Source organism: Sphaerimonospora cavernae, from assembly GCF_042435035.1.
In the GTDB taxonomy this organism is placed as follows: domain Bacteria; phylum Actinomycetota; class Actinomycetes; order Streptosporangiales; family Streptosporangiaceae; genus Sphaerimonospora; species Sphaerimonospora cavernae.
Window position 1 is genome coordinate 1 of record NZ_JBHMQT010000013.1, and the last position, 25,494, is coordinate 25,494.

A 25,494-nucleotide genomic window follows, 5' to 3' on the forward strand; every position below is an offset into this window, starting at 1 on the left:
GAGCGGTCAGATCGACGCCGGGCCAGCGGCCATCACGCTCTGCGCACCGGCTGGTTGTTTACAGTGAGGAGTCGGTGAGATAGGCGATCGCGCTCTGATCAGGAGACCAAGAAAGAGCCGTGACATGTGGAGTTGGAATGGTTTGCTGTGTGACATCTTCACCTTTCTCCTTATGCGATACCATCCACACGAGTATGTTTGAATAATCCGGTTGTCCGGCGAGGAATTGACCATCCGGAGACCACTCGTACGTCATGAGTTCCATGCGTAAATTCATTGGGTAGTTGGATCGTCCAAGGCGGTGCATGTTCTGCAAATCCCATAGAGATGAATGGAAGTCGTTCTCGACCAATAAGACACGTGATCCGTCTGCTGATATTTTGGCCAGCCCTAAATCTGTCTCACCCTCGTACGGTAGGCTCGAGAATTTGCTTAGCTCTCCATGCACATCCCATATGCAAACCGATCGATCCTTGGCTAAGGACACTATTCCGGAGCTATCCTGGAGCCATGTGAAGCAGAGCACTCCTGCACTATGTCCTATGGGGAGGCGCTCGACCGCGGGCTCTTCGATGAGGCCCCAGAGTGCGAGTACGGCACTCGACGACCCCGATGCCGATCGAGCGGCTTCTCTCGCAGCGGCTACGGCTAGTGCTCGGTCTTGCTCTCGCAAATGGAGAGCGCGCTCGGCGGCTTCTTCCGCCTTCCGGGTGGCAGCCTTCTCTTCCCCCGCCTGCGATGCCTTTAGAAACTCTCGCAGGATGCTGGGGGCCGAACTGATGGCTACAAGGGCTCGGGCATCTTCCAGGGGACCGCCCCGTAGCAGGTCGTCAGCGGGCCGGGAGGAGAGAAACCACTTTTGGGCCCGGAGTTCGAGTAAGGCGAGGTTTCGCAAACGGTCCTCGGCCTGGGCGATCAGGTTGCGGATCCTGTCCCACTGGCGTAACAGGGCATCGTGGGCCAGGTCGAAGCTGGCTCCGTCGTCGGTGTCCACGATGAGTCGGGCGATGCGAAACTCCTCCACCACTCGCAGTGATACAGAATCGAGGTCAAGCGCAGGTACAGGTTTGCGGACCGGCTCGTGTGCGCTCCAAGAGACAAAACGCAAGAGCGTCTCGTCGATCTGCTTCGGCTGATAGACCGCTAGGAGGCTCTCGTACACCTCTTCCGCATGATCGGTGATGGCACCTATCACGCGTCCGACTCGGTTGAATGCCTCGGAGGTGATGGTCCCTTCCGCGCCACAGTTCAGATGTAGTCGCTCTAGAAGGTGGCTAAGGAGCGGAAGGGTATCCCCGACGGTGGCTTCGGCGAGCATTTGCTCCACCACCTGGCCTTCGATCTTGAGACCGGTGGCCGCGGCGGGCTTCATGATGACGTCACGGAGTCGCTGAGAGTCAAGCGGACCTACGCGGAAGGGATGAGCGAAGAGTGGCGCGTCCGGACCGTTGCAGAACTGGGCAAGCGCGTCTGGACGCAGGGTCGCGAGTGTGTGCATCGTCGGGAGTGCCGTCATGCCAGCCCGGAGCAAGGCCAGGAATAAGCCTCGTTCCTCCGGCGAGGAGAGGGTGATCGTCTCCTCCAACTGATCCACGAAGATGAGCAACCGCTGAGTTTTAGGTTGCTGCTCTGCGAGAAGTGATAGAAGAACGTCGGGCCGCCCGGTGCCCGTGCATCGCAACTGTGCAGCTTCATCTCGCAGTAATCTTGCCTGCTTCACCACGAGTTGCGTGCGCCTTTGGTGAGAGACGTCGTCTCGCGATACGAGCGCGTTGGCCAGGGCGAGGAATGGACTCGGTCCGGGTTGTAGAGGGCCGATGATCGTCCAGTGTCGATTCAGTGCGGGAAGTACGCCTGCTTGTACAAGGGAGGACTTTCCCACTCCGGAGGGACCGACCACCGGGATGAATCGCATGGAAGGATCGACGCCGGAACGGTTGAGTCGCGAGAGTAATTTCTCGGCCTCGGACTCTCGTCCGAAGAAGACCGGTGATCTGTCAGCTGTGTAGGGGGACAGGCCCGCATACGGACTGTCCGGGCCATGCCAGGATCGCTGACGGTTTTCGCGATAACGTACAATGCCTTCGTACAGCAGGGCGGCAGATATCCCGGTCACTAGCCATACAGGAGCGTACTGATCAATTACCTGTAAGGGCGTCCACCAGTCCTCTGGATTCGCCGTGATCAGATTGGTTCCGAAGCCGAATATCAGGCCTAGCAAGAGGGAACGGACATCCAGTCGCGCTCTATTCTTTTGACTCACGATCCTCACTGTTCGAGCTCTGTGAATCTGAGCAGATCAGGGGAGCACTCAGTATGGATGCAGCATAAGCTGTTTCGAGCCGCGATGTCAGGTGTTATCGGAGTTCATTGAGGTTCGAGCACACCAGGAGCCTTTTTCATCCTGAGTAGCGACCGGCTTCGAAGGTGTGCAGCACGACACCTTAGTTGCCAGGCGACCCAGGCGCCGCGGCCCGCGGGGTTTGATCAACTCGGTCTTGTACAGGCCGATCTCGGCAGCGTCGGATGATCACGATGAGCGGACAAGACAACCCGGGCGTCTCGGGGCCGGAGCATGGCTTTCCGGTCGCTCTCACAGGCGCGCGACGAAGACTCCTCGGGCGTCACACGCCGAAGAAGCGAGAAGATGTCCCCGTGATGCGACGCAACCCCTCCGCCAAGATCGCCAGCGAGGGTGTTACCCACACCCAGCAGGCCATAGAGGATGAGCTGGGCTGGCTGTTTCGCAACCAGCCGACCGAGGACTACGGCATCGACGCGCAGGCCGAGGTGGTGGACGGCGAGGATGTGCGCGGTCGGCTGCTGGCTCTGCAGATCAAGAGCGGCATGAGCTGGTTCAAGGACACCGGGCCAAGAGGCTGGTGGTTACGGCCAGACACGGCGCATGTGCAGTACTGGACGAACCACTCACTGCCGGTGGTCATCGTGCTGTACCACCCGGAGACGAAGCGCTGCCACTGGCAGCTGGTGAACCGGAAAACGCTGGTCAAGACGTCCACCGGCGGCTGGAAGCTGCTGGTGCCGGAAGCCCAGGTGCTGGATGCGAGCGCCCGGAAGCCCCTGCGGGAGGCTGCCGAGGGCAACCCGTACGAGCTGCGTATCCGTGAGCTGCAGCTGGCGAAGCCCTGGATGGAGATGCTGGCCAGCGGCAAGCGGCTGGTGGTGGACATGGAGGAGTGGATCAACAAGAGCTCAGGGCGAGGCTCTATCTCACTGGGCGTAGATAACGAGGACGGCGAGAAGCCTGAGGAGCTGGCCAGTTGGGGCGTGTTTCTCGGCCTCGCCAGCTACGCCGAGGTGGTGCCGAAGCTGTTCGCATGGGCGGACGCCCACCTACACCAGGAGACGTACGACGAGGCGGAGTATGCCCAGTATAAAGCTGATTGCTGTATTTGGAATGAGGAGGACCAGCTCTTCACGGAATCGTTCGAGGAGTGGAAACGGGGTCTGGTTGCAGGACGTATCCGTCCGTACCGCAATGGCGGTGGCGAGGTTGATTTCTACCGGCTGGAGCTGACGCTCAACGAGCTGGGCAAGGCGTTTTTGGTAGTGGATAGGTTTGCTATGGAGGCTGGGAGGTTGCTGACGGGGTAGGACTGAGGCGTCCGAGACAAGCAACAAGGGCTGCGGGTCGAGTTGACACCACCCGTGGGGCAGCCTACGGGTCAGCTCAGAATGAGCAACAACCACCGACTGGCGTCGGTGATTGTTTTGGTTTGAGGAGAGCCGGGCCCGCCAGGTGACCGACCTCACCGTGCCACTGATCGGCTTGCCCACAGTCAGATGCCGTGCAGCGGCTCAGGAGAGCTACCTTGACCGCCAAGGAGCAACGTTCTGTTTCATACGGTGCGACGAGTGCTGGTGAGCTGGCGGTAGAGGGCGGTGGTTTCGGGGTGGGGGTCGCCGTCGGCGCTGACCTCGGCGACCGCTTTCAGGCAGGCTTTCCATGCCTCGTGGACGCGGTTCATGTTCCCGGCCTCGTACTCGGCACGCATCAGTGCCCGCCACAGCTGCTCGGCGTACTGGTCGGATCCGAGCCCCAGCCGGGCGGCCCGTGCGGAGCGGTCGGGGCGGCTGGCGTCGAGCTCGAGTTCGGCGAGCAGGTCGGCGGCGTCGACGATCTCGGCCCGGATGTTCTCGATCAGTGGGGTCTCCAGCCACCAGTGGTAGCACCCGTCCAGCACCGGCCCTCGGACCAGGGTGAGTGCCTCCCATAGGTCGGCTGTGGAGTTGCGCTTGGCGCCGCGGTCGGCGAGATCCTGGAAGCGGGTCCAGTCCAGGACGATGCCGTGGGCCCGGTAGACGTAGGCGGAGTCGCACAGGATCCGCGCCTGCCCGTCGGGGGTCTTGCCGAGCTTGCCCCGGGTGCGGGTGATGAGCTGGCGCATCTGGTCCGACGGCTTGGGGGTGTCGGGGTCGGGGCCCATCATTGAGGCGAGCTGGACGTTGCGTAGCCCGGGCGGCCCGGCCAGCGCCAGGGCGAGCACGAGTTCGGCCATCTTCGGCTGGAGGTCGGCGGCCGTTCCGGTGATCTCCAGCGGTCCGAGGATGGACACCTGCACGACGTCCATCGCCTGGTCGTGCGTAGCCGTCGGCTCGGCCGTCCCCGCGTTTCCCTCCCCTCCGCCCTGCGGTTTGGCGTCTCCGTCAGTCGCCGGCACCGTTCCTTCCTGATGTTCGGCGTCTCCCCCGCGCCCTGAGGTCGTGCCTTTCTGCTGGCCGGCGTCCGGCTGCGCTGTCGATGAAGACGTCGCGCCGGTCGCCAGGGGCAGCAGGCTCTCGCGCGCGTAGGCGTTGTACGGCGGGGCGTCGGCGGCCACATCTCCCGTGTCGCCGGCGATGGTGAACAGCTCTCCCAGCCGCTCGTAGGACTCGATCGACAGCAGGTGAGGCCGTACGGCGAGGCCCAGCGGGGCGACCTCCAGCAGCGGGCCGTCGTCGTCCTGGGACAGCGCGAACCGGCTCGGCGCGGATGCGGTGCCTCCGGGGACCAGGGCGGCCAGGCCGCCCGGCAGCGCCGTGACCGTGTCGATCAGCCGGGCCATCTGATCAGCCGAGGGTGTATCCCTGCTGATCAGGACGGTCAGCGCCCAGTCACCGTCCGGGTCGTAGAGGCGACGGCCGGCTACGTCCTCGGGGCCTTCGGTCTGTGCCAGCCGTCCGCGTAGTTCCCGAGCCCGGTCGGCCAGCACGCCCACCGCTTCGGCCAGGTCGGTGCAGGTGCGGACGCGTCCTCCGGCGGCCTCCAGTTCCGGGAACCCGACGGCCAGCACGTCGAACCACGGCCCGTCTGCGGTGACGAGTTCGGTGGCGGCGGTCACGAGCAGGCGGTCGGCCAGCTGGTCGGGGCCGGACACGACGGCGACCTGCAGGTGTTCGAGGTTGACCAGCAGCGCCTGCCCCTCGGGCAGGTGCCCTGTGGTGAGCAGGGCGGGGAGCGCCTCGGTCACGTCATCTGGTCGGGCGGCTTTCCCGATGTCGAGTCGCCAGGTCGCCTTGGAACGGCCCTGGGTGAAGGGGGCGGGAGCGGTACCCGAAGGCCGCGCCAGCAACACCTCGACGGTCTCGGCCGAGACCCGCGTGCCGAGCACGGGCGGGACATCGCGCCTCGTAGCGGCCACGGCGCCGCCGAGACGGGCCAGCGCCTCGCGGGCGCGGGCCCGGGCCTCCGGTACGGCCAGGCGGCGCAGCTCCTGCTCAGCACGCAGGACGCCGGGATCGGCGGGTAGCGCGATGCGGCGGCCGCGGCGGCGTGATTGCCGTTGCGCGTGCCGGAGGCGGGCCAGGGTGAACAGCGAGCCCACCGCCACTCCCCCGGCGAAGGCGGCGGCCACCGGCATCGCGGCATCGCCGTTCCGTGCGCCGGTGCCGTCTGTGAGCAGGACCACGGTCGGTTCGGGCTGTACCGGTACGGCTTGGGCCTGGCGGGCGCCCGGGCTCGCGGAGCTTGGGCTCTCGGCGGATGGTCGCGCATCCAGTACGGCTCCCGCCCTCTCTCCTGCCCTCGTCGAAGTCGCCGACTTCGGGCTCGCCGCCTTCGCCGTGGCCGAAGGCGCGGGAATCGCCCCGTCGTGCGGGCGGGAGAACTCGGGGCCGCCGCCGGGGTGGCCCGGGTGCCGATCCGGCCCGGGCAGCTCCATCTTGTCGAGTTGCTTGGCCATGGTCGGCATGCGCAGCACCCAGCCCGGGTGGATCAGGTCGGGCTGGGCGAACCGTGCCCCGTCCGTCATGACGCGGCCCTGGTTGAGCTGGACGATCTCGGTGTAGCGTTCGCCGTCGCCGAGGTGCCGTTGCGCGATCGTCCAGAGGCAGTCGCCACGGCGCACCTGATATGCAGCGTGCGTGAGCCGTACCAGCCGGGCTTGGGCCTGGTCGGGCGTCCCGGACCTGTCCGCCGAAGAGTGGCCCGACGGAACCGGCGACGCGACGTCCTGGTGGACGGCGCCCGCGAGCCGGATGGGCTCATGCGCGGTGTCCGGCGGGGCGGTGGTCTGCTCGGCGCTGTCGGCCAGCGCGACGGACGCCGTGGCCACCACCGCAGCGGGCGGTACGGCGGCGACGATAAACGCGGCCGGCGAACTGACGGCCAGCGTCACCGAGGAGATGAGCTGGGCGGACAGCCACTGGGCCGGGCCGAGCCCGGGCAGGCGCGGAGTGACACGGCCGCGGAGCCGATAGCCGACGTCGACGGCGGTGGTGACGACGAAGGCGGCCCACGCCGCCCAGCTGGCGACCTTCACCACGCCCAGGAAGAGGGTGCCGTCGTCGCGGTGGGTGAGCGCGTGGCCGATCTCGTCCAGGCTGGGCAGGTGTGCGGGCAGCAGGGGTCCGGCCAGCGCACGCAGGGCCACTGGGACCCCAAGGATCAGCGCGACCAGGACGGCTGTGGCGAGCAGCGCCCGCAGGCCGTCGAGCAGGCGGAATCGCATCATCGGAGCTCTCCCTCCACGCCGGGGACGAGACGGGCGGTGGCCGTGCCGGTCACCGCGATGTCGTTGACGCCGATCAGGGCCAGGAACAAGGTGGGTTTGGTGACCTGTACGCGGACCTGGATGGCCTGGGTCCCAACCGGCGACGCGCTCCCGGGATATCCCGTGGCGGCGAGATAGGAACGTACGGCCCGCAGCGCGGCGGCCTGGTCGACCACGTAACGGCCGTCGGCGTAGGCGGTGCGCCGGTCGACGTATCCGGCTCCGGCCCGGGCCGCCTCCTCCGCGATGTTGAAGGCCTCCCGCCCGGCGCGCAGCTTTGCGGTGCCGTCCCAGGCGAAGGCCGCGAGCAGCAGCATCAGCGGGCCCACCACCGCGGCGGTGAACACCGTGACCGATCCCCGATCGCACTTCATGATCACGCTCCGCGGAACGGGTCGATGGGCGAGGTGAACGACGCCCGGACCGCCTTACTGCCGGGAAGCCCCGGAAGCAGATCCCCGAGCGGCACCACGCAGGAAACCCGGGCGGTGACCTGCGCGGCGGTGCCGATACGCCGGGAGAACCCGGAGGTGTCCACCGAGACGGACGGCCCGCAGCGCAGGCCCTCGCGGCGCAGTACGGCGGCCGCGCTGGCGGTGGCGGCCTGCCTTGCCTGTGCCGGGTCGCGGGCGATGGAGGCCTGCCGGGCGGCGTCGCGGGCAGCCGATTCGACGGCGCCGTAGGCGTTCGCCACCTTCCCGACCAACACGATCAGCGCGATGAAGGCCAGCAGCACGGGCGCGAGCACCACCAGTTCCAGCGTCGCGCTCCCCCGCTCGCCGGATATAGCGCCCGTACGGCACAGCCCGCTCATGGCCGGCTCGCGGGGATGAAGCGTTCGACCGGGGCTCGGGCGGCCTCCGAGACGGTCCAGTCGGCTCCGGGCAGGAACGTCGGGACCCGGCCGGAGACGACCACTTCGACGGTGCGGGCATCACCGCCGACCCGGGCCGACGGCTGGAGGAGGAAGGCGCCGCCGACACGGGTGGCGCACCGCAGCGCCGCCGCGCCCCCGGCGGAGCGTGCCGCTCCGTGGGCGCGGGCCGCCCGGACTCCTTCCTGCGCTGCCGCCTGGGCGGTGGACCTGGCCTGGTAGACGAAGACGGCCTGCACGGCGATCGCCAGGACCAGGAGCAGCACCGGGAAGAGGACGACCATCTCCAGCGTGGCCGCACCCTTCTCCCACAGTTGCTCCCCCGACGTACGGCTCCCGCAGGGCCGGGCACGCCCCCGATCGGCGGAAACCGTACGGCGATCGATGCGGCCCGGGCGTCGGCGGGCCGAACCGTCCTGATCGATCGAACCACCCGTGTGGGCCAAGCCGCGCAGGTGGTCGGTGTCCGGCGGGCGGCCGTCCCGGAACCGGGGCCCGAAAGAAGCGGGACGGCGTGCCTCGACGGCAGTGGCCGCAGGAGTGGTCATGGGATCTTTCCGAGCCATTCGTCGACCTTGCTCTTCAGGACTGCGACGGCGGCGATGGCGATGCCGATGATGAGAGCGGTGAGGACGACCCATTCCAGGGTGCTGGCACCCCGGTCCTCACGCAGGCGGTGCCCCAACACCTTCGCCCGTACAAGCAGGCTGTCGATCTGCGGGGGCAGGTGGTTTCCGGGAAGGCGCATCGGCGGCTCTCCTTTCCTGTTCAGCTGGCGACGAGCCGATAGATCTGCGGGAAGGTCAACAGGAGCAGGAAGGCCGCGCCCAGCAACGCGATCGGGATGACCATCGTGGTGGTGCGGCCGTTGGCCTCGGCCTTGGCTGCGGCCAGTGCCTGCCCGCGCATCGAGGCGGCCTTGCTCATCAGCGTTTCCAGGACGCGAGCGCCCTCCTGTCCGGCCAGTGCGGCGATGTCGGCCAGGTCGGTGAGCTCGGCGACGCCGACCTGCTCGCCCAGCCGGGCCAGCCCTTCCCAGGGCGGCCGCTGGTTGCGGCGGGCCTGATCCAGTACGGCGGCGATGCGGGCGAACGCCCAGCCGTCGCTGACCGATGCGGCCTTCTCCAGTGCGTCCGCCGGTCCGGCGCCCGCGCTGCGTTCCAGCGCCACCAGATCCAGGTAGCCGGTGATGGCGTGCCGGAAGTCGGCCCGCCGGCGCGCGGCCTCGGCCCGGACGCTCAGGTCGGGGACCAGGCCCAACACCAGCCCGCCCAGCAGCGAGGCTCCGGCGGGTAGCGCGATCCCCGGGCTGCCGCCCGTGGCCGACAGCAGCGCGGAGACGACGGCCGGGAGGGTCAGTCCGAGTACGGCGCAGCCGGCCCTGGTCGCGTAGAACCGTTCGACCGATCGCCCGAGCAGCGCGAGGTCGCGGCGCGGGCACGGCAGCGACCCGAGGCGGGCGGCCAAAACCCGGCCGATCCGTTCGGCCACGCCGCCCGAGGTGTCGGGCGGGACGTAGCCGTGCCGCAGCCGCGCCACCACCGCCTCCAGCCGGGGCGGCGCGGGCCGCAGCTCGCGGACCAGCAGGAACAGCCCAAAGCCAACCAGCGCGCCGGACACGACGAACAACACGTTCACCGCGACCTCCCGTGTTCCCGAAGGAGGAACCGGCCCGCAGGCCGGGCGTTGCCGAGCCGGTGCAGCCACCAGAACCCGATGCCGTAGCAGGCGACGACGCCGGCGAGCACCACCTGACCGGCCGTCGTGCTGAACGGCGCCACGTACTCCCTGTTCAGCGCGGCGAACACGCTGTAGCCCAGCAGGAACACCATGATCCAGCGGATGGTGGCGCGGTGCCGGGCGCGCTCGGCCTCGACCTCCCGGCGCGCGGCGACCTGCGCCGCGACCATGGCCGCCAGATTGCCCAGCACCTGCCGTACGCCCGCACCCCGCCGTGCCGAGGCGCGGATGAGCGCGGCGGCGATCAAGTCGGCGACCGGGTCGTCGAGGGCGTCGGCGAAGGCGCGCAGCGCCTGCTCGGTGTCGAAGCGCATGGCCAGCTTTCGGCCGAGGTCGCGTACCTCGGCGGCGATCGCCTCGGGCGGGTGCTCGACGCCGCGGGCCAGGGCGTCCTCCAGCCCGGAGGCGGCGCTGAGCATGTCGGCCAGCCGGCGCGTCCACTGCTCGAGCCCCTCCAACCGGGCGATCCGCGACTTGGCGCCGCGTCCTCCTGCCAGGCGCGGTACGGCGAAGCAGGCGGCCGCGGCGGCGAGGCCGGCGATCGGCCAGCCGGTCAGCAGCAGCACGGCGGGGCCGAGCAGGACCGCCGCCCCGCCCTGCCATCGCATCGCGGGGTCACGTACGGCCCCCGTGAGCGATGCGATCCTGCTGTCCGGCCGGGGCGGGGCCGGACTCTGGCCGCGTACGGCTGCCGCCAGGCAGACGAGGCCCGTGGCGACGAGCCCGCCGGCCAGCGGCGCGAGCAGCGAGCCGGTCATGACGCCCTCCACAGCAGGGCGGGGTCGAAACCGGCGGCGACCAGCTCGTCGATGCACTGCGGCGAGGTCGCCGGGACCGCCCGGCCATCCGGACCGCCCGGACGGTAGACGTGGTTGCGGGCGGGCATCGGGGTGTCGGCGGGCGGCAGGACCTCCAGCACCTCGCTGACGTACCGCCGGTTGGTGCGCGCGTCCCGCCGCATGTGAACGACGAAGTCGACCGCCATGCCGACCATGCCATGGATGTCCTCCGAGGACAGGGCGAGCCCGCCGGAGCGGCACAGCATCAGCAGCCGGGGGAAGACCTCCTCGGCCGAGTTGGCGTGGATGGTGCAGAGTGAGCCTTCCTGGCCCGAGTTCATGGCCTGCAGCATCGACCAGGCCTCGTCGGCGCGCACCTCGCCGACGATGATCCGTACCGGGTTCAGCCTGAGCGAGTGCTTGATCGCCGCGTCCAGGGTGATCTCGCCGTGGCCCTCGCTGTTGGCCTGCCGCGATTCGATGGCGACGACGTCCCGGTGCCGGTGTGGCAGCTGGTCCAGGTAGAGCTCGTACTCGCTTTCCAGGGTGGCGATCCGCTCGTCCGGGTCGATCTCGGCGGCCAGGGCCCGCAGCAGCGTGGTCTTGCCGGCGTTCACGCTCCCCGCGACCAGGATGTCCTTGCGCGCCCGTACGGCTGCCGCCAGGAAGGCGGCCAGTCCAGGGTCGAGCGTGCCGAGCCCGACCAGGTCGGCCAGGGTGACGTCGACATGCCGGTGGCAGCGGATCGACACGTGCGGGCGGGGGGTGACGGCCATGACCGCCGCGAGCCGTACCCGCTCTTTCAGCGCGGCGTTGAGCAGCGGAGTCGCGGTGGAGAACTCCCGCGAGGTCTGGCCGCCGTGGATGCCCCACATCCGGATGCGCTGGACGAGTTCCTCGTCGCTGCCGGCGACCGCCGGGCCGCGCACCTTGCTCCCGTCGGCATAGGTGATCCAGGTCTCGCGGCAGCCGTTGATGTCGATGTTCTGCACGGCCGGGTCGGCGATGAGCGGCTCCAGCGCGCCCAGGCCGTACCGCTCGTCCTCGACGGCCCGGACCAGTCGTGCGTGCGTCCGGGGTGAGATGACGATCCCGCCGGTCAGCCGCTCGCGTGCCCACGCGGTGGTCTCGGTCCGGATGACCTGGACGGCCTCCTCGCGCGTGGCCACCGCCTCCAATGCCTCGGCGACGCGGGCGCTGATCTCGTCGACGGCGGTACGGAACGTCACGTCGTCGAGGTCGTCGGCTGTGGGCTCGGGGAACCCGGGGACCGGTGAGACGGCCCGGTTCCGCGGCACCGCCGGCCAGGCGACGGTCGCGGCGCCGGGGTCCTCGACCAGCCACAGCGGATGCTCGTTCATCGGCCGCCTCCCGTCGTCGTGTCGAGGCCCGGATCGAGGGCGGGGACGACGCCGAATGACGGTGGCGGCGTCGCCGACCACGGCAGGTCCGGCTGCGGCGGCCGAGCCGTACCAGGCGGTTCGCCCGCGTCCGGGACGGTCGCCTGGCCGTACGGCTCGGCCTCGAACCGCTTCCACAGTTCGACGCCGAAGCCTGTGGCGGCCTGCAGAAGGGTTGACATCTGCAACCGGGCCGACCATCTCCCGCGCGACGGGGCTCCGTCGGAGAAGATCTCCGCCGCGCGGGGCAGCATCGGGATCATGCCCAGGACGGGCGTTCCGCCGAGAGCGCGGCTGATCTGGGCCGGTGAGTAGGGTCCCTCGCCGATCAGGAGCAGGTATCGCGGCGTGGCCGCGAGGGGGCCGCGGCTGAGCGCCTCGATGCGCGGTCCGGACCTGGCCACGAAGCGCACCGTCGGGCGCAGCACGAGCACCACGGCGTCGGCGGCGGTGAGGATCGCGTACGGCACGCTCTCCACGCCGAGGGCGCCGACGTCGGCGAGCACGATGCGATTAGTGGTCTTCAGCACCTCGGCGATCTGCGGCCACGAGTCCTTGATCTGCAGCGCCTGGCGTGGGTCGGCCACCCCGGGAAGGAGCAGCTTCCGCCTGGCGTCGCCGTCCAGTGCGATGGTCTCCTCCTCCAGTTGCGCCCGCGCTGCGCCGAGATCTCGGGCGGCCGTCATGGCCACCTCGACCACACTGGCCCGGTACGGCTGCTGCCCGGCGAAGTAGCCCGGCAGCACGCTGCTTTCGCCGCACTCGGCGACCAGCACCGGGCTGGACCAGCTGAACGCGGCGGCCAGACACACCGTGGTGACCCCGGGCGAACCGCCGGGGGACACGACCGCGATCAACGTCATCCCCGCACCTCCTTCGACCGGCCGCCGGGCCGGCGGGAGCCGTACGGGCAGCGGAAGCACTGTGAGCGAGACGTGTTTCCTGTCACGGGGCGTCCCCCCGAGAGGTGAGGATGAGGGCGATGTGCCCGCGCATGGCCTCCCGCGCGATCAGGCCACCCACCCCGGGTCCGACCAGGAGGTCGACGACCCTCGTCCCGTCGGGATCGGCCTCACTCACCCGGTCCACGGTCGCGGGGATGTCCTTCGTCGCGGTGGCGGCCGCCTGCCGGCCGGGATCGGTCAGTTCGGCGGCGACCAGGACGTGGTCTCCGGCGCGCAGGCCACGGGCAGGGAGCTGGCCGGGCTTGAGCGCGAGCGGCACCAGCTGCTGGCCGGGCCCGGGAGTCATCGCGTCGGTGGTGTGGCCGTCCGAAAGGAGCGTCCCGGACGTGAGGTCGACGGCGGCGACCCGGCCGGCCATCTCGGAAAGCCGCTCAGCCGGGACCGTGGCGACCATCGGATCCGCGGCGATCCGCACCGCGGTGAGATCGTCCTGACCGATCACCTGCCCGATGGCCACGTCACGCGCGACCATCACCACGGAACTGCGCTTGTCGAGCCGGCTGTAGGCGTACTGCCCGGCCAGCACGCCCAGCCCGATGAAGACCACGACGAGCAGGAACATCGCCGGTCGGCGCTGGCGAGGCAGGGCAGGCGCCTTGACCGTCTCATGCGTACGGGTGCGGACCATCGGGGGAAGCTCCTCATGTGATGCGGTTACCGGGGCGAACGGACCCCGGCTCATTCGGCCACCAGGGCCTGGGCCTCGGCCACGGGCAGCGAAAAGGAGGTCGTCCGGCTGATCGGGGCGAGGGCGCCTCCCGTTCCCCCGGAGCCCCGCCACGTCGCGCCCCACACGACCGTGGCCGACACCCGGTGGACACCTCCGGGCTGGCCGGCCGACGACCGCTCATAGAGATAGGTGCAGCCGCTCTGCTGCTCCTTCGGCGGCCGATCCGGGTCATAGACGCTGCCGGGGCCCTGGCAGGCCACGTCGGGGAGCCCCGTGCCCGGCGATATGACGAGCCGCCGCGGCGACGCGACGACCTCGGCCCAGACATCGCCGGCCTGCACGCGCTTGGAGATCGGCTTCCATTGGCCGTCGCCGTACAGCCAGAACCACTGCGGCACCCCGACCATGGCCGGCCGACCTCGCGGCGGCGCGGTCCGCACCTGCGGCAGCGGCAGGACCAGCTCCCGTACGGCCTGGGCCGCCAGCATCTGCGGCGTCACCGCCGCCTTGCCGCTTCCCGGCCGGACGAGCGAGCAGTAGAAGCGGTCCGGCGACTGGGACCCGTCAGGCGCGCAATCGGGATCGACTCCCTCGGTTGCTTTCGGGGCCACCGTTGGTCGGGCACGAACGGGGCTGGCCGGCTTACTCGAACCGCTCTTGGCCCATATCTCCCAGCCTGTCGGAAGTGAGACGGCTCCGTTGCCGTTGTCGGGCCCCGGAGCCGCGGCGGTCACGGGTGTGACGATCGCCGCGGCGACGAGCAGGGCGGTCACCGCGTGCACTTCGTTCCCAGCGCCTTCTTCTGCGCGAGGCGCCACCGCCCGTCGGCGCCCCGGTGCAGCACGGCCTCGACGGCGAGGTACGGGCTGCTGAGTGTGCCGGGGATGAGCTTTTGAGTACGTGAGTCAGCCTCTCCGGACCCGGAGGCGTCCATGCAATCCCGGAGCGTGGCCTTGTCGCCCTTCACCGTGACCTTCTGGACGTGCACGACAACCTCCCCCCACCCCTCGCGGTGCATGGCCTGGTAGCGCTTGATGCCCGCGATAGCACCCTTGACCTGGTCGTCGGTCTCGTACTGGCTGAGCAATTGCCGTGCCTCCTCGAGCGGCAGGGTGACCGCCCGGTTGGATGCCGGCCAATAAGCCGTATAGGCCGCGATGACGGCCTCTTCCTCGGAAGTGGTTCGCGGGGACGGGACGTCCAGCGCGGGCTTGCCGCTGGGCGACGCGACCGGCGTCGCCGTACGGCTGACGCCCTGCGAAGCAGTGCAGCCTGAGACGGCCACCACGAGAGCCAGGAGGGCAGAGCCCGTTCGCCACGCCATGCGAGTCACTCAACACTTTCCGTAGTCGTTCAATCGCGGACTGTAGGGTAAATGGGTCGTCAATTTAGATCAAGGGCAAACCCCGGTTGGCGACCAGGTTGTTCAGCTCTTCCAGTGGTTTTCAGAGCTGAGCGGACCAACGGACACACCAAAAAGAGTCGAGCGGACCCATTGCTCACGCCGTGACACGTCACGCTACGGAGAAGCGCGGGCGGATTTAAGAGCGCACGCGGGCGCGACGGCGTCCCGGCTCGCGACGTCGATTATCTACAGCCGTTTACCCAGGTCGGATCCTGCTGCCCGCACTTTCGGGCATGCCACCGGCCGCGACCACCGGCGGCACCGCGGCACCGCGAACGGGCGAGGACTACGCCTCCTCCGCGAGGTCGCTCTCGTTCGGACCCTCGCTCGGCGTGACGAAACTGCCCATGCCTCTCTCGGTCCTGATCAGGCCTTCTTCTCGCAGCGCGGCGAGCACCTTGTGTGCCGTGGTGCCCGCGATGCCGAACTCCTGCTGCAGGTCGCGCTCCGACGGGACGCGAGACCCGGGCTTGTACTGCCCAGAGGAGATGCGCTGCTTGAGGATGTCGCGCACCTGGCGCCATCTCGGCTGATCCTCGCGGAAGTCGATCACGACAAGCACTGTAGGAAGCGATTGTGCACGTACCAGTACGGGCTAGCACTGTGGTGCACTACAGTGCGCTTATAGAATTCCGATGCTCCGGAAAAGAAACGGGCCCGCCAACGACGCCACGTCGACGGGCCCACCGATCAGGAGTGAGGTCCTGACCTTGAACCACCTTCGCACAGATTCCACTCCCGAAGATGACGGCCACGTATCCCTTCAAAAGCTCGTAGACGCGTACGGCGACGACTGGGTGGTCCGCAGCAACAGGCGGCCGTCGGCGACCCGGAGGCGTCAGTTCCCCCTCGACGTGCTCCTCAAGACCGATCTCGCCATGACCATCTACGCGACCGATCTCACCGACCTGGCCGTACAACTCGAAGAGCAGACCCGCCTCGCCACCGAGCACCTGGGGGACGCGTGATTCCGGAGCCCTACCACGGCACTCACGCCGCCGCCGCGCAGCCCGACGCGGTGACGATCCGGTGGCTGAAGCCGCAGCCCCGCAGTGCTCGGATCAGGGTGAAAGAGCACACGTGCGAGTGCAAGGCGCGGATCTACGAGCTGTGCCAGGCCGGCGGCCTCTTCTTCGTCCGCCGGACCGACCGAGCCCAGAACGGGCAACAGGTGATGGAAACCGAGTGGCTGCCCTCCGCCCGGATGCGGGAGCTCTGGCACGACATCATCACCGGTCGAGCCGTGTGAGCATGGACAGGTAACCCCGTCCGCTCGCCACCCGCGCTATGCCCCCTCCCGCGGGAACACCGAGATCGTCGATCGGCAGGCCGAGCGTTGAACCGACGTCACAGGCGATGCAACCTGGGCAGCGGAGCGTCAAGGACGTGGTTCACGAGGTCCGAGACACCGAACGCCCCGATGCCAACGCTCTGCTGGACGCGGCCGCCCGGGAGGCTTCCCTGCTGCGCAGCGGTCAGGACTGGGCGGCGTGGCTCGACCTCGCCTCCCGCCATCGCGAGTACGGCTTCGCCGCCCTCATGCTCATCCGGGCAGCCCGGCCGGACGCCACGATGCTGGCAGGCTACGAGTCGTGGCGGCGACTCGGCCGCCAGGTGGTCAAGGGCGAGCGCGGGATCCGCATCCTCCAGCCGAATGCGGCGCGGCCGACGACCGTGTTCGACATCGCGCAGACCCGGCCGACTCCCTCCGCCGGTCCCCCGGTCCCTGATGAAGCGGCGGCAGCCGTACTCGAGCCCGCAGCTGCCCTGACAGCACTCTCCGCCTTCGCCGAACGCATGGGCTACCCCGTCGTACGGTCGCCGTACGACGGGGTGGCCGTGACCGTGCTGCAGAACGAGCACGGGCGCCGCTTCATCCGCGTCGCCGACCACCTGTACGACGCGGCCGCCGTCGCCGCGCTGGCCCACGAGCTCGGGCACGTCCTGCTGAAACACCCGGCCGGAGTCCCTGCCGTCACCTCGCCCGACTGCCGGGGCGGCTGGAAGATGGAGGCCGACTCGGTCGCCTACCTGGTCCTTCGGCGACTCGGCATGAACCCCTCGGGGATTGTCTTCCCGAACGTGTCCAGCTGGGCGGGATCCGACCCCCGGGCGCCCCGCTTCGCCACGATCCGCATGGTCGGCGACCGCATTCTCCTGAGCGCCGCGCTGCTCAGCTCCCACCTGGAGGGTGCGCCATCGTCAGCGGCGCAAGCCGTACGGCAGGGCCGGACGCGGGGCGCACTGGCCGAGCCGAGTGACGCACGAGCCCCCGCGACGAGGGAGCAGCCGACGGCGACCAGCCGGGCGGCCCTGTCAGAGGGGAAGATCCACGACATTTACCGTGAGGCCGAGCGGTTCTTCGCCCGGCAGTTGGGCCGCGGGTGGCCCCTGCCGTACCTCCGCACCCGCGGGATCGACGCGGCGACGGCCAGGGCCTGGCGGATCGGGTACGCGCCGAGCGGCCGGAAAGGGCTGGTCGCGCATCTGCGAGGCCGCGGATACGAGGACACGCTGATCGAGGCGGCCGGCCTGGCCAGGCGTCGCGGCTCCCGCCTGGTCGACGCCTTCCAGGACCGGATCGTGCTGACATTGCGTACGGAAGCGGGTGACATCGCGGGCTTCATCGCGCGTCACTCCCCTAAAGGCCGGGGGCCGAAGTACCTGGCCAACCGAGGAGCGGCGAAAGGCAGTGTGCTGTACGGCCTGGCCGAGAACCGCCGGCTTCTCGCCGCGGGTGCCCGTCCGGTCATCGTCGAGGGTCCGTTCGACGCCCTCGCGGTCACCCTGGCCGGAGGCGGGCGGTACGCGGGTGTGGCCACCTGCGGGACTGCCCTCACCCCCGCGCAGGTCGCCGCCCTGTCGCGGGTCGCCAACCTGGACGCGGCCCGGGTCGTGGTCACCTTCGACGCTGATCAGCCGGGGATGCGCGGCGCCGCCAGGGTGTTCGACCTACTGCCGGACGCGGAAGCCGTTCGCCTCCCCGAGGGGCGGGATCCCTCGGCGATCCTCGCCCAAGACGGCCCGGTGGCCCTCGCTCGGCTGCTGGAAGGCGAGCGGGTGCCACTCGCGGATGTCGTGGTCGACGCCGAACTCGACCGGTTCCCGCGACTGCGATTCGCCGAAGATCGGCTACGAGCCCTGCAGACGGTCGCGCCGATCGTCGCCGGCCTGCCGTCGGAGCACGTCGCCCGTCAGATCGTCCGTACGGCGACACGCCTGGGCCTCGACGTGATGGCAGTCAACGAGGCCGTCGTCACCGCCGTCGAGCAGACACCCTCGCCCCCACCACACCACACGGCAGCGCCCCCGACTGCCGCTGCCATGGCGCACCTGGACGCTCCCGCCCCGCCGCCGGAAGGCGGACGCCCAGAGCCTGCGCGAAGCCGCCCATCCCCACCCAGATCGCCCGCACGCCATCGTCGAAAGCCCTGAGGCACGGGCGACGAGCACAGGCTGCTGATCGATCCAGCGGCTATAGTCGATCAGATGTATGAGCTCGACCAAGCGCCACATACCTCACTCAAAAAAGTACAAGTGAGATTGTGAAACCGCAGGTCGGGAAGTGTCCTCCCCACGCCCGTGGGGGTGAGCCGTGTGCTCTCATCACCAGTCCCGCACCCCCCGGGTCCTCCCCACGCCCGTGGGGGTGAGCCCTCGCACGCGCCCTTAGCGCTCGGGTTGATCTTGTCCTCCCCACGCCCGTGGGGGTGAGCCTCTTTATCGCTAGTAGTGGTGGGGCACGACGGGGTCCTCCCCACGCCCGTGGGGGTGAGCCCGAGGTCGGAAAAGATCGTGCCGTCGTTGATCTGTCCTCCCCACGCCCGTGGGGGTGAGCCAGGGTCCATTGGTGGGTCGGCATCACGTGAATCGGTCCTCCCCACGCCCGTGGGGGTGAGCCGCTGCTGGAAGCGCAGCCCAGCGACGCCGCTCGGTCCTCCCCACGCCCGTGGGGGTGAGCCGGTGGAGGCCGTGGCCCCGTCCATGGCCCCGCCGTCCTCCCCACGCCCGTGGGGGTGAGCCGCCGCCCGGGACGTGCATGCGTGCAGCTCTCAGGTCCTCCCCACGCCCGTGGGGGTGAGCCGGTGCGTGGTTGAGCTGTAGCCGTTATCGGTGGGTCCTCCCCACGCCCGTGGGGGTGAGCCTACTTCCGCGCGAGATACCAGTACCGGCCCGGTGTCCTCCCCACGCCCGTGGGGGTGAGCCGGCCGCCCTTCACGTATCGCATGCGTGATTCCTGTCCTCCCCACGCCCGTGGGGGTGAGCCGGTCTACGTCAACGGCGGCAGTGGCGGGAGTGGGTCCTCCCCACGCCCGTGGGGGTGAGCCGGGCATGGAACGCCCGGCCGTCCCCGCCGAGTCGTCCTCCCCACGCCCGTGGGGGTGAGCCGCTCGCGCGCCGGGTCCCGCCGTGCTGGGATACGTCCTCCCCACGCCCGTGGGGGTGAGCCGGCCCTGCTCCGGGGCGTGGTCGGCAACACCATGTCCTCCCCACGCCCGTGGGGGTGAGCCGGCCGCTGTCACCTCGGTCTCGGTGGCGGCCGAGTCCTCCCCACGCCCGTGGGGGTGAGCCGCTCATCCACACGCCGCCGCGCCGCCAGTTGCCGTCCTCCCCACGCCCGTGGGGGTGAGCCGACTTCTGCGACCCGTGCGCCCTTGATGGTGATGTCCTCCCCACGCCCGTGGGGGTGAGCCGCCTCCGACGAGGCGATCGCGTCCAACGCCTGCGTCCTCCCCACGCCCGTGGGGGTGAGCCGGCACGACCTTTTCGGCCATCTGCTCACGGATGGTCCTCCCCACGCCCGTGGGGGTGAGCCGCCCCGCCCGACGCTGCTCGCCGCTCTCGACGCGTCCTCCCCACGCCCGTGGGGGTGAGCCGCAGGCGGTCGGCCGTGCGGTACGTGCCGAGGTGTCCTCCCCACGCCCGTGGGGGTGAGCCGCACGCGTCTTGGGCGGCCTGTTCCTGTTCGACGTCCTCCCCACGCCCGTGGGGGTGAGCCGCGCGAGGCCCGCCGCCTCGCGCGAGCCCGCGGTCCCCACGCCCGTGGGGGTGAGCCGTCAGCCTGACCTCGGGCGGGTCGGCGGTGAACGTCCTCCCCACGCCCGTGGGGGTGAGCCGGTGAACGTCCCAAAATTCGTGAGCAGCTCCGCGTCCTCCCCACGCCCGTGGGGGTGAGCCGCTTCCAGATAGCTTGCAGCGGCGTGTTCCAGGGTCCTCCCCACGCCCGTGGGGGTGAGCCGCTCCTGCACGCCCACCGCGACCAGATCGACCAGTCCTCCCCACGCCCGTGGGGGTGAGCCGCTCCTGCACGCCCACCGCGACCAGATCGACCAGTCCTCCCCACGCCCGTGGGGGTGAGCCTGAGGATGTTCGCTTTCCTGCCACGGGTAATGAGTCCTCCCCACGCCCGTGGGGGTGAGCCTCCGATCGCGTAACGTCTAGATTTCCTACAGCGGTCCTCCCCACGCCCGTGGGGGTGAGCCGTTGCCCACGCCCGGTCGGGAGACGATCAGCCCGTCCTCCCCACGCCCGTGGGGGTGAGCCCCTGGCGCACCTCGTACCGTGGCCGCTGCCGAAGTCCTCCCCACGCCCGTGGGGGTGAGCCGCGCTCGCAGTGCTCAAGCGCGTGTCGATCTGGGTCCTCCCCACGCCCGTGGGGGTGAGCCGTGGATCGAGCGCGGGGCGAAGAAGTTCGAGGAGTCCTCCCCATGCCCGTGGGGGTGAGCCGCACGGTGACGCGCTTGCCCAGTGGCAGGCCCGGCCCTCCCCACGCCCGTGGGGGTGAGCCGGTGGCAGACCGCACGCCGGGCATGGTCGACTCGTCCTCCCCACGCCCGTGGGGGTGAGCCGACGCGGCCACGCCGTACGCCTCGTGCGAGTCCGTCCTCCCCACGCCCGTGGGGGTGAGCCGTGACGGCCAGGCAGGAACACTTTGTGTGCCCCGTCCTCCCCACGCCCGTGGGGGTGAGCCGTGAGGCCACACCGAAATCAGGATCAAGCTTGTGTCCTCCCCACGCCCGTGGGGGTGAGCCGAGAGGCGATCCGATGGCAGGCAAGCATGCGGCGTCCTCCCCACGCCTGTGGGGGTGAGTCTCACCGGTTCGTGCTTGGAGGATCAGATGATTGGGGGTCGGCCTGCGCGGGTGAGCCTCAGCACGGTGGTCCAGGTCATCGGACGCCGCTGCCCGTGGCCGCCCTTGAGGCCTTCCCGCAGGCCGGCGAACCAGACGGTGAGGTTCGCGCGGGAGCGGATCCGGATGATGCTGAGGAGCGTCCAGGTCGCCAGGTAGATGGGGATCAGGGGGGCGGGCAGTCGTCGGTAGGCGAGCCAGACTCGGTTGCGGGCGACGAGGCGGTAGTACTGCGCGTGTCGGGCGGGGTCGGTGGCGGGGTGGTGGATGACGATCTCGGGCGCGTACCAGCCCGTACGCCCGAGGTCCCACAGCCGCCAGCTCAGATCGATGCCTTCGTGGAAGAGGAAGAAGTGGCCCGGCCAGCCGCCGGCCTGCTCGTAGTCGGCGCGGCGGAGGAGGACGACGCCTTCGGCCATGACGGTGATGGTGCCGGGCCGTGTGGCGTCGCCCGCGCGCAGCCGCGGGACCCAGCGGCGCATGGTGACGCCGGTGTCGGGGTCGGCGATGCGGGGTTGGATGTAGGCGGCTTCGGGGTGGCGGCGGGCTTCGGCGACGAGCCGGGCGAGCGTGCCGGGCGTAGGGAGGATGGCGTCGTTGTCGAAGAAGAAGATGAACTCGCCGCAGCCCGGGCCGGCGAGTGCGTCCGCGCCGACGTTGCGGCCCTGAGGGATGCCCGTGTTGACGGGCAGCGTCACGGTGTGCACGCCGACGGGGACGTAGTCGGGCTCGACGCCGTTACCCACGATGACCACGCGTAGATCGACGTCTTGCTGGGCGAGGAGGGAAGCCATCGCCTGCCCGAACGCCTCGGGCCGGTCGTTCATGGTGAGGACCACCACGTCGATGGTGGGCTTCAGGCTGGTCATCATGTCTCCCGGAGGGGATTCGACAGCTCGGCGCATAGGAGTGGTGCCGCGTGCCGAGGGCGAGCACGGTGGTCTCGTCATCCGTGGGCTTCGTCGTCTTGCCGCGGATCACCCTAGCGATGCGCAGCCGGGACGTCGGCGCGAACGCGAGGGGCGTGGTGGTTTCTCGGACGCGCAGAGCCGTACGCCGTGGAGTGCTGGGGCGACCGACTCCGTTCCCGGTCTCAGCGGTTCCACAGAGCGTGAACGGCGCTGATGACCCGATCCGACTCCTGGGAGGTCATGGCGGGGGAGCAGGGCAGGGAGAGTTGACGCGCTGCGGCCGTTTCGGTGACCGGCAGCGGACGTGTGATGGCACCACGGTAGAGCTGCAGGGTGTGGACGGGTGTGAAGTGTCTGCTGGTTCCGATCGCGTAGTCGGTCAGGAGATGTTCGGCGACCTGGTCGCGGGTGAGCGGTGCGCTGCCGGGGTCGATGAAGATCGAGTAGAGGAACCAGCCGGGTTCGACGCCGGGCAGCACGGTCGGCGTGGCCAGGCCGGGCAGGTCGGCCAGTGCCTGGGTGTACGTGGCGGCGATCTCGGCGCGGCGGGCGGTGAAGGCGGGCAGCTTGCGGAACTGCTGGACGCCGATGGCCGCGGTGATGTCGGGCATCACGTACTTCAGCCCGGGCACGATCACCTCGTAGTCGGCGGTGCTGCGGGTGCCGTGCCGCTGCCACACCGAGGAGTCGATGCCGTGCCGGCCCAGCAGGCGGGCGCGCTGGACCAGGTCGCTGCGGCCGACGAGCATGCCGCCTTCGCCGGTGGTCATCACCTTGTTCGCGTAGAAGCTGAAGGTGGCGAGGTCGCCGACGCTGCCGGCCCGCCTGCCGTCGCGGGTGGCGTACAGGGCGTGGGCGGCGTCTTCGATCAGCAGGAGCCCGTGGTCATCGGCGAGCTTGCGGATCGCGAGCAGGTCGCAGGGGTAAGGAACTGCTGGCCCTTGAGGGTACATGAGCGCGTACGGCCGTAGGTTACTCTACGCAACGTGAATGTTACGGAATGGGCGCGAGTACAGGGGGCCGGTCCCCACACGGCGTACCGCTGGTTCCGTAACGGCACCCCGCCGGTGCCCGCTGTGCGGGCCGGGCCCCGCACGATCCCGGCCGGCGCCACGCCGAAAGCCGTGATTGGTATCACCCCTATGGCACTGGAGGCCGCCCGGCATGGCTGAGCTGCGCCGGATCGATGCGCCGTTCGTCGTCCCGGGCCCTGCCGGGGTGGCCGTACGCGACCGGCTCAAACACCTCACCGCCCGCGATGAAATGGTGTTGCGGCTGGTGGGAGGCCATCTGGGGTCGCTGGCGGGCACAGATCTCAAGGCACGATGTGCGGCCGGTCTCGGCCATGACGGCGAGCAGTGGGCGGCGCGCAAACGTGCGCTGACCGGGCCGTCGTCCTCGCGCTGGGCCGGATCGATCACCAAGGCCACCCATGACCAGTGGGCGCTGGCCCGGCGCGGCCAGGCCGCACACATCCGCGACCTCGAAGCCGGTATCCGTACGATCGCGCACCGGTTGTCCCTGCCGATCGGGCAGAAGGGGACGGGGAAGGCCCCCGGCGGGTACCGCTCCCGGGCCGAATGGCATGCCAAGACCCGCCGCCTGCACACCCTCACAGCCCGGTTGGAACGGGAGCGGGCCGACCAGGCGGCCGGGGTGGTGCACGTCGTACGCGGGGGCAAGCGCCTTGCGCGGGCCCGGCACAACCTGGAGGCCGCACAGCTGACCGAGCAGGAGTGGCGGGCGCGGTGGGAGGCCGAGCGGTGGTTCCTGCACGCGGATGGGGAGTCGGGTAAGCGGTACGGCAATGAGACGATCCGCGTCACACCTGAGGGTGAGGTGTCGATCCGGCTGCCGGCGCCGCTGGCACACCTGGCCAACGCGCCGCACGGCCGGTACGTCCTCACGGCACGGGCGCGGTTCGCGCACCGGGGCGAGCAGTGGGCCGACCGGGTGGCAGCCAACCGGGCCGTCGCCTACCGCATCCACCATGACGTGGTGCGGGGGCGGTGGTACCTGACCGCTTCCTGGCAGCACGCCCCCGCCCCGGCCATCCCGCTGCAGGCGGCGCTGGCCGAGGGGGTGATCGGGGTGGACACCAACGCCGATCATCTGGCCGCCTGGCACCTGGACCGGCACGGCAACCCCATCGGAACGCCCCGCCGCTTCGGCTACGACCTGTCGGGGAGTGCGGAGCATCGGGACGCGCAGGTCCGTCACGCCCTCACCCGCTTGCTGAACTGGGCGAGCGCCTGCGGGGTGCGGGCGATCGCGATCGAGGACCTGGACTTCACCGCCGAGACGACCCGGGAAAAGCACGGCCGCCGCAAACGGTTCCGGCAGCTGATCTCCGGGATGCCGACCGGCAGGCTCCGCGCCCGCCTGACCGCGATGGCCGACGCCACCGGCATCACGGTCATCGCCGTCGATCCGGCCTACACCTCGAAATGGGGTGCCCAGCACTGGCAGAAACCCCTCACCAGCAAGAACCGGAAGACCAGTCGCCATGAGGCTGCCGCCGTGGCGATCGGACGACGCGCCCAGGGGCATCCGATCCGGCGACGGACGGCACCGCCCCGCGACGACCAGAGCGATCGTCGCGGGCATCGGACCGTCCAGGCCCGACCGGACACCCCCGGGCGTGAGGGACCCCGCCCCCGCAGCCCCGGACCGGGCACACGATGCCCGGGGACCGGCCGCGGAGCGAACGCGGGCGACCAGCGTGCCCAAAACCGTTCGGAGCACGCGGCTGTGAATGTCACTCATGCACAGTCTTGAGGAACGGTGCCCGCCGTAGTGCATGACCACGGCCTTCGTACGGTCGGTGATCGCGGCCTCGGCTGCCTCCGGGTCGATGTTGAAGGTGACTGGTTCAATGTCGACGAAGACGGGGCGGGCTCCGGTCTGGAGGAGCGTGTTCGGGGCCGCGCAGAAGGTCAGGGCCGGGGTGATGACCTCGTCGCCGTCGCCGATGCCGGCGGCGAGGAAGGCCAGGTGGAGGGCCGCGATGCAGGAGGACACGGCGAAGGCGTCCTCGACGCCGAGGGCGTCCCGTACGGCCTGCTCGAACTGGGTCGCCTTCGGGCCGTGGGTGAGCCAGCCGGAGCGGAGGGTGTCGGTGACCTTGGCGATCTCCTCATCTCCGACGGAGGGGCGGTTCCACGGCAGGAACGGCATGTCCTCGGGCCGGCTCACTGGACGCTCCAATCGGCGGCGGCGTACTCAGCGTGCAGGCGCTCGCACGCGAGTGATCGGGCCGCGGTGATGCGCCCAGCGTTGCGGGAGGCGACCAGACCGCGGAGATTGTCGTACTCGGGCAGGTCCGGGTCGCCCAGTTCCTTGGCGTCCATCGCGTCGGCGATCTCGCGTACTCCCTCGGAGAGGTGGGTGGTGCAGGCGCCGGGGAAGGCGGTCGCGAGCCGGGCGAAGGACGTCCGGTAGTCCCGCGCGTCCGCCTCGTCCCGCTCCGGGCCGCGGTCGATCCGCGATCTGGGCACCGCGGCCTGCACGGTCTCGGCGATCTCCGCGATGGTGAAGTTCTCCCGGTCCGAGCCACCGGGCTGTGGTTACCGTGAGATCGTTTCGCCGGTTCGGCGGCGGAATCAGGACGACCAACTGACGTGATCA

General features: G+C 69.9%; 22 protein-coding genes, 1 pseudogene and 1 CRISPR repeat array. Of the genes and pseudogenes, 5 read left to right on the forward strand and 18 right to left on the reverse strand.

All coding sequences use genetic code 11. The annotated features are described in order from the left end of the window. Positions 1–58 precede the first annotated feature (58 nt). Positions 59–2,263 (reverse strand): NACHT and WD repeat domain-containing protein, encoded by a 2,205-nt coding sequence (locus ACFHYQ_RS08580; RefSeq protein WP_394300564.1) that lies wholly within the window; start codon positions 2,261–2,263, stop codon positions 59–61. A gap of 272 nt (positions 2,264–2,535) precedes the next feature. Between ACFHYQ_RS08580 and ACFHYQ_RS08585 the strand changes: the two genes are divergently transcribed. Beyond that, the gene (locus ACFHYQ_RS08585) at positions 2,536–3,615 is read left to right on the forward strand and encodes a DUF4365 domain-containing protein (RefSeq protein ID WP_394300565.1); all 1,080 of its coding nucleotides are present in this window, start codon (positions 2,536–2,538) and stop codon (positions 3,613–3,615) included. 245 nt (positions 3,616–3,860) lie between these two features. On the opposite strand, the gene ACFHYQ_RS08590 is transcribed toward ACFHYQ_RS08585, so the two are convergent. The 13 genes from ACFHYQ_RS08590 to ACFHYQ_RS08650 form a co-directional block, all read right to left on the reverse strand. Continuing rightward, positions 3,861–6,953 (reverse strand): BTAD domain-containing putative transcriptional regulator, encoded by a 3,093-nt coding sequence (locus tag ACFHYQ_RS08590; protein ID WP_394300566.1) that lies wholly within the window; start codon positions 6,951–6,953, stop codon positions 3,861–3,863. Beyond that, positions 6,950–7,366 (reverse strand): pilus assembly protein TadG-related protein, encoded by a 417-nt coding sequence (locus tag ACFHYQ_RS08595; RefSeq protein ID WP_394300567.1) that lies wholly within the window; start codon positions 7,364–7,366, stop codon positions 6,950–6,952. The genes ACFHYQ_RS08590 and ACFHYQ_RS08595 overlap by 4 nt, the downstream gene beginning before the upstream one ends. A 2-nt stretch (positions 7,367–7,368) precedes the next feature. Continuing rightward, positions 7,369–7,806, reverse strand: coding sequence for a TadE family protein (locus ACFHYQ_RS08600; protein WP_394300568.1), 438 nt, complete (start codon positions 7,804–7,806; stop codon positions 7,369–7,371). Further along, positions 7,803–8,414, reverse strand: a complete 612-nt coding sequence (locus ACFHYQ_RS08605; RefSeq protein WP_394300569.1) for a TadE/TadG family type IV pilus assembly protein — start codon at positions 8,412–8,414, stop codon at positions 7,803–7,805. The genes ACFHYQ_RS08600 and ACFHYQ_RS08605 overlap by 4 nt, the downstream gene beginning before the upstream one ends. Next, positions 8,411–8,614 (reverse strand): hypothetical protein, encoded by a 204-nt coding sequence (locus ACFHYQ_RS08610; protein ID WP_394300570.1) that lies wholly within the window; start codon positions 8,612–8,614, stop codon positions 8,411–8,413. The genes ACFHYQ_RS08605 and ACFHYQ_RS08610 overlap by 4 nt, the downstream gene beginning before the upstream one ends. A 20-nt stretch (positions 8,615–8,634) precedes the next feature. Next, on the reverse strand, positions 8,635–9,504 hold the full coding sequence (locus tag ACFHYQ_RS08615; RefSeq protein WP_394300571.1) for a type II secretion system F family protein: 870 nt from the start codon (positions 9,502–9,504) through the stop codon (positions 8,635–8,637). Then, positions 9,501–10,364 carry a type II secretion system F family protein gene (locus ACFHYQ_RS08620; RefSeq protein ID WP_394300572.1) on the reverse strand — a complete coding sequence of 288 codons (864 nt, stop codon included), beginning with the start codon at positions 10,362–10,364 and terminating at the stop codon, positions 9,501–9,503. The genes ACFHYQ_RS08615 and ACFHYQ_RS08620 overlap by 4 nt, the downstream gene beginning before the upstream one ends. Then, complete coding sequence (locus ACFHYQ_RS08625; protein ID WP_394300573.1) at positions 10,361–11,746, reverse strand: TadA family conjugal transfer-associated ATPase; 1,386 nt, start codon at positions 11,744–11,746, stop codon at positions 10,361–10,363. The genes ACFHYQ_RS08620 and ACFHYQ_RS08625 overlap by 4 nt, the downstream gene beginning before the upstream one ends. Next, positions 11,743–12,648, reverse strand: a complete 906-nt coding sequence (locus ACFHYQ_RS08630) for a CpaE/TadZ family protein (RefSeq protein ID WP_394300574.1) — start codon at positions 12,646–12,648, stop codon at positions 11,743–11,745. The genes ACFHYQ_RS08625 and ACFHYQ_RS08630 overlap by 4 nt, the downstream gene beginning before the upstream one ends. A gap of 82 nt (positions 12,649–12,730) precedes the next feature. Continuing rightward, positions 12,731–13,378: an SAF domain-containing protein gene (locus tag ACFHYQ_RS08635; RefSeq protein WP_394300575.1), complete on the reverse strand. Its 648-nt coding sequence runs from the start codon at positions 13,376–13,378 to the stop codon at positions 12,731–12,733. Between the two features lie 50 nt (positions 13,379–13,428). Then, entirely contained in the window at positions 13,429–14,202 is a 774-nt protein-coding gene (locus ACFHYQ_RS08640) for a hypothetical protein (RefSeq protein ID WP_394300576.1), read from the reverse strand. Then, positions 14,190–14,744 (reverse strand): hypothetical protein, encoded by a 555-nt coding sequence (locus ACFHYQ_RS08645; protein ID WP_394300577.1) that lies wholly within the window; start codon positions 14,742–14,744, stop codon positions 14,190–14,192. The genes ACFHYQ_RS08640 and ACFHYQ_RS08645 overlap by 13 nt, the downstream gene beginning before the upstream one ends. Positions 14,745–15,111: 367 nt before the next feature. Continuing rightward, on the reverse strand, positions 15,112–15,378 hold the full coding sequence (locus ACFHYQ_RS08650) for a GntR family transcriptional regulator (protein ID WP_394300578.1): 267 nt from the start codon (positions 15,376–15,378) through the stop codon (positions 15,112–15,114). Positions 15,379–15,622: 244 nt separating this feature from the next. On the opposite strand from ACFHYQ_RS08650, the gene ACFHYQ_RS08655 reads away from it, so the two are divergent. From ACFHYQ_RS08655 to ACFHYQ_RS08665, 3 genes are all read left to right on the forward strand, one after another. Further along, the gene (locus tag ACFHYQ_RS08655; protein WP_394300579.1) at positions 15,623–15,793 is read left to right on the forward strand and encodes a hypothetical protein; all 171 of its coding nucleotides are present in this window, start codon (positions 15,623–15,625) and stop codon (positions 15,791–15,793) included. Then, positions 15,790–16,074 (forward strand): hypothetical protein, encoded by a 285-nt coding sequence (locus ACFHYQ_RS08660; RefSeq protein WP_394300580.1) that lies wholly within the window; start codon positions 15,790–15,792, stop codon positions 16,072–16,074. The genes ACFHYQ_RS08655 and ACFHYQ_RS08660 overlap by 4 nt, the downstream gene beginning before the upstream one ends. A 137-nt stretch (positions 16,075–16,211) precedes the next feature. After that, entirely contained in the window at positions 16,212–18,260 is a 2,049-nt protein-coding gene (locus ACFHYQ_RS08665) for a toprim domain-containing protein (RefSeq protein WP_394300581.1), read from the forward strand. 132 nt (positions 18,261–18,392) lie between these two features. Continuing rightward, positions 18,393–20,919: a CRISPR direct-repeat array (repeat unit 29 nt; unit sequence GTCCTCCCCACGCCCGTGGGGGTGAGCCG). Positions 20,920–20,940: 21 nt separating this feature from the next. Here the strand turns inward: ACFHYQ_RS08665 and ACFHYQ_RS08670 are convergent. Next, positions 20,941–21,828 carry a glycosyltransferase family 2 protein gene (locus ACFHYQ_RS08670; protein WP_394300582.1) on the reverse strand — a complete coding sequence of 296 codons (888 nt, stop codon included), beginning with the start codon at positions 21,826–21,828 and terminating at the stop codon, positions 20,941–20,943. Positions 21,829–22,049: 221 nt separating this feature from the next. After that, positions 22,050–22,820: a DegT/DnrJ/EryC1/StrS family aminotransferase gene (locus tag ACFHYQ_RS08675; protein ID WP_394300583.1), complete on the reverse strand. Its 771-nt coding sequence runs from the start codon at positions 22,818–22,820 to the stop codon at positions 22,050–22,052. A gap of 211 nt (positions 22,821–23,031) precedes the next feature. Here ACFHYQ_RS08675 and ACFHYQ_RS08680 point away from each other — a divergent pair, with 211 nt between their 5' ends. Next, positions 23,032–24,645: an IS200/IS605 family accessory protein TnpB-related protein gene (locus ACFHYQ_RS08680; protein WP_394300584.1), complete on the forward strand. Its 1,614-nt coding sequence runs from the start codon at positions 23,032–23,034 to the stop codon at positions 24,643–24,645. 15 nt (positions 24,646–24,660) lie between these two features. Here the strand turns inward: ACFHYQ_RS08680 and ACFHYQ_RS08685 are convergent. After that, a pseudogene (locus tag ACFHYQ_RS08685) lies at positions 24,661–25,044 on the reverse strand (aminotransferase class I/II-fold pyridoxal phosphate-dependent enzyme); the annotation flags it as partial. Positions 25,045–25,058: 14 nt separating this feature from the next. Continuing rightward, the gene (locus ACFHYQ_RS08690; protein WP_394300585.1) at positions 25,059–25,364 is read right to left on the reverse strand and encodes a hypothetical protein; all 306 of its coding nucleotides are present in this window, start codon (positions 25,362–25,364) and stop codon (positions 25,059–25,061) included. Positions 25,365–25,494 lie beyond the last annotated feature (130 nt).

Coding starts and splice junctions, on each gene's coding strand:
- ACFHYQ_RS08585 (WP_394300565.1), top strand. CDS start 2,536: ATGAGCGGACAAGACAACCCGGGCGTCTCGGGGCCGGAGCATGGCTTT.
- ACFHYQ_RS08590 (WP_394300566.1), bottom strand. CDS start 6,953: ATGATGCGATTCCGCCTGCTCGACGGCCTGCGGGCGCTGCTCGCCACA.
- ACFHYQ_RS08595 (WP_394300567.1), bottom strand. CDS start 7,366: ATGAAGTGCGATCGGGGATCGGTCACGGTGTTCACCGCCGCGGTGGTG.
- ACFHYQ_RS08600 (WP_394300568.1), bottom strand. CDS start 7,806: ATGAGCGGGCTGTGCCGTACGGGCGCTATATCCGGCGAGCGGGGGAGC.
- ACFHYQ_RS08605 (WP_394300569.1), bottom strand. CDS start 8,414: ATGACCACTCCTGCGGCCACTGCCGTCGAGGCACGCCGTCCCGCTTCT.
- ACFHYQ_RS08610 (WP_394300570.1), bottom strand. CDS start 8,614: ATGCGCCTTCCCGGAAACCACCTGCCCCCGCAGATCGACAGCCTGCTT.
- ACFHYQ_RS08620 (WP_394300572.1), bottom strand. CDS start 10,364: ATGACCGGCTCGCTGCTCGCGCCGCTGGCCGGCGGGCTCGTCGCCACG.
- ACFHYQ_RS08625 (WP_394300573.1), bottom strand. CDS start 11,746: ATGAACGAGCATCCGCTGTGGCTGGTCGAGGACCCCGGCGCCGCGACC.
- ACFHYQ_RS08630 (WP_394300574.1), bottom strand. CDS start 12,648: ATGACGTTGATCGCGGTCGTGTCCCCCGGCGGTTCGCCCGGGGTCACC.
- ACFHYQ_RS08635 (WP_394300575.1), bottom strand. CDS start 13,378: ATGGTCCGCACCCGTACGCATGAGACGGTCAAGGCGCCTGCCCTGCCT.
- ACFHYQ_RS08645 (WP_394300577.1), bottom strand. CDS start 14,744: ATGGCGTGGCGAACGGGCTCTGCCCTCCTGGCTCTCGTGGTGGCCGTC.
- ACFHYQ_RS08670 (WP_394300582.1), bottom strand. CDS start 21,828: ATGATGACCAGCCTGAAGCCCACCATCGACGTGGTGGTCCTCACCATG.
- ACFHYQ_RS08675 (WP_394300583.1), bottom strand. CDS start 22,820: ATGTACCCTCAAGGGCCAGCAGTTCCTTACCCCTGCGACCTGCTCGCG.
- ACFHYQ_RS08680 (WP_394300584.1), top strand. CDS start 23,032: ATGGCTGAGCTGCGCCGGATCGATGCGCCGTTCGTCGTCCCGGGCCCT.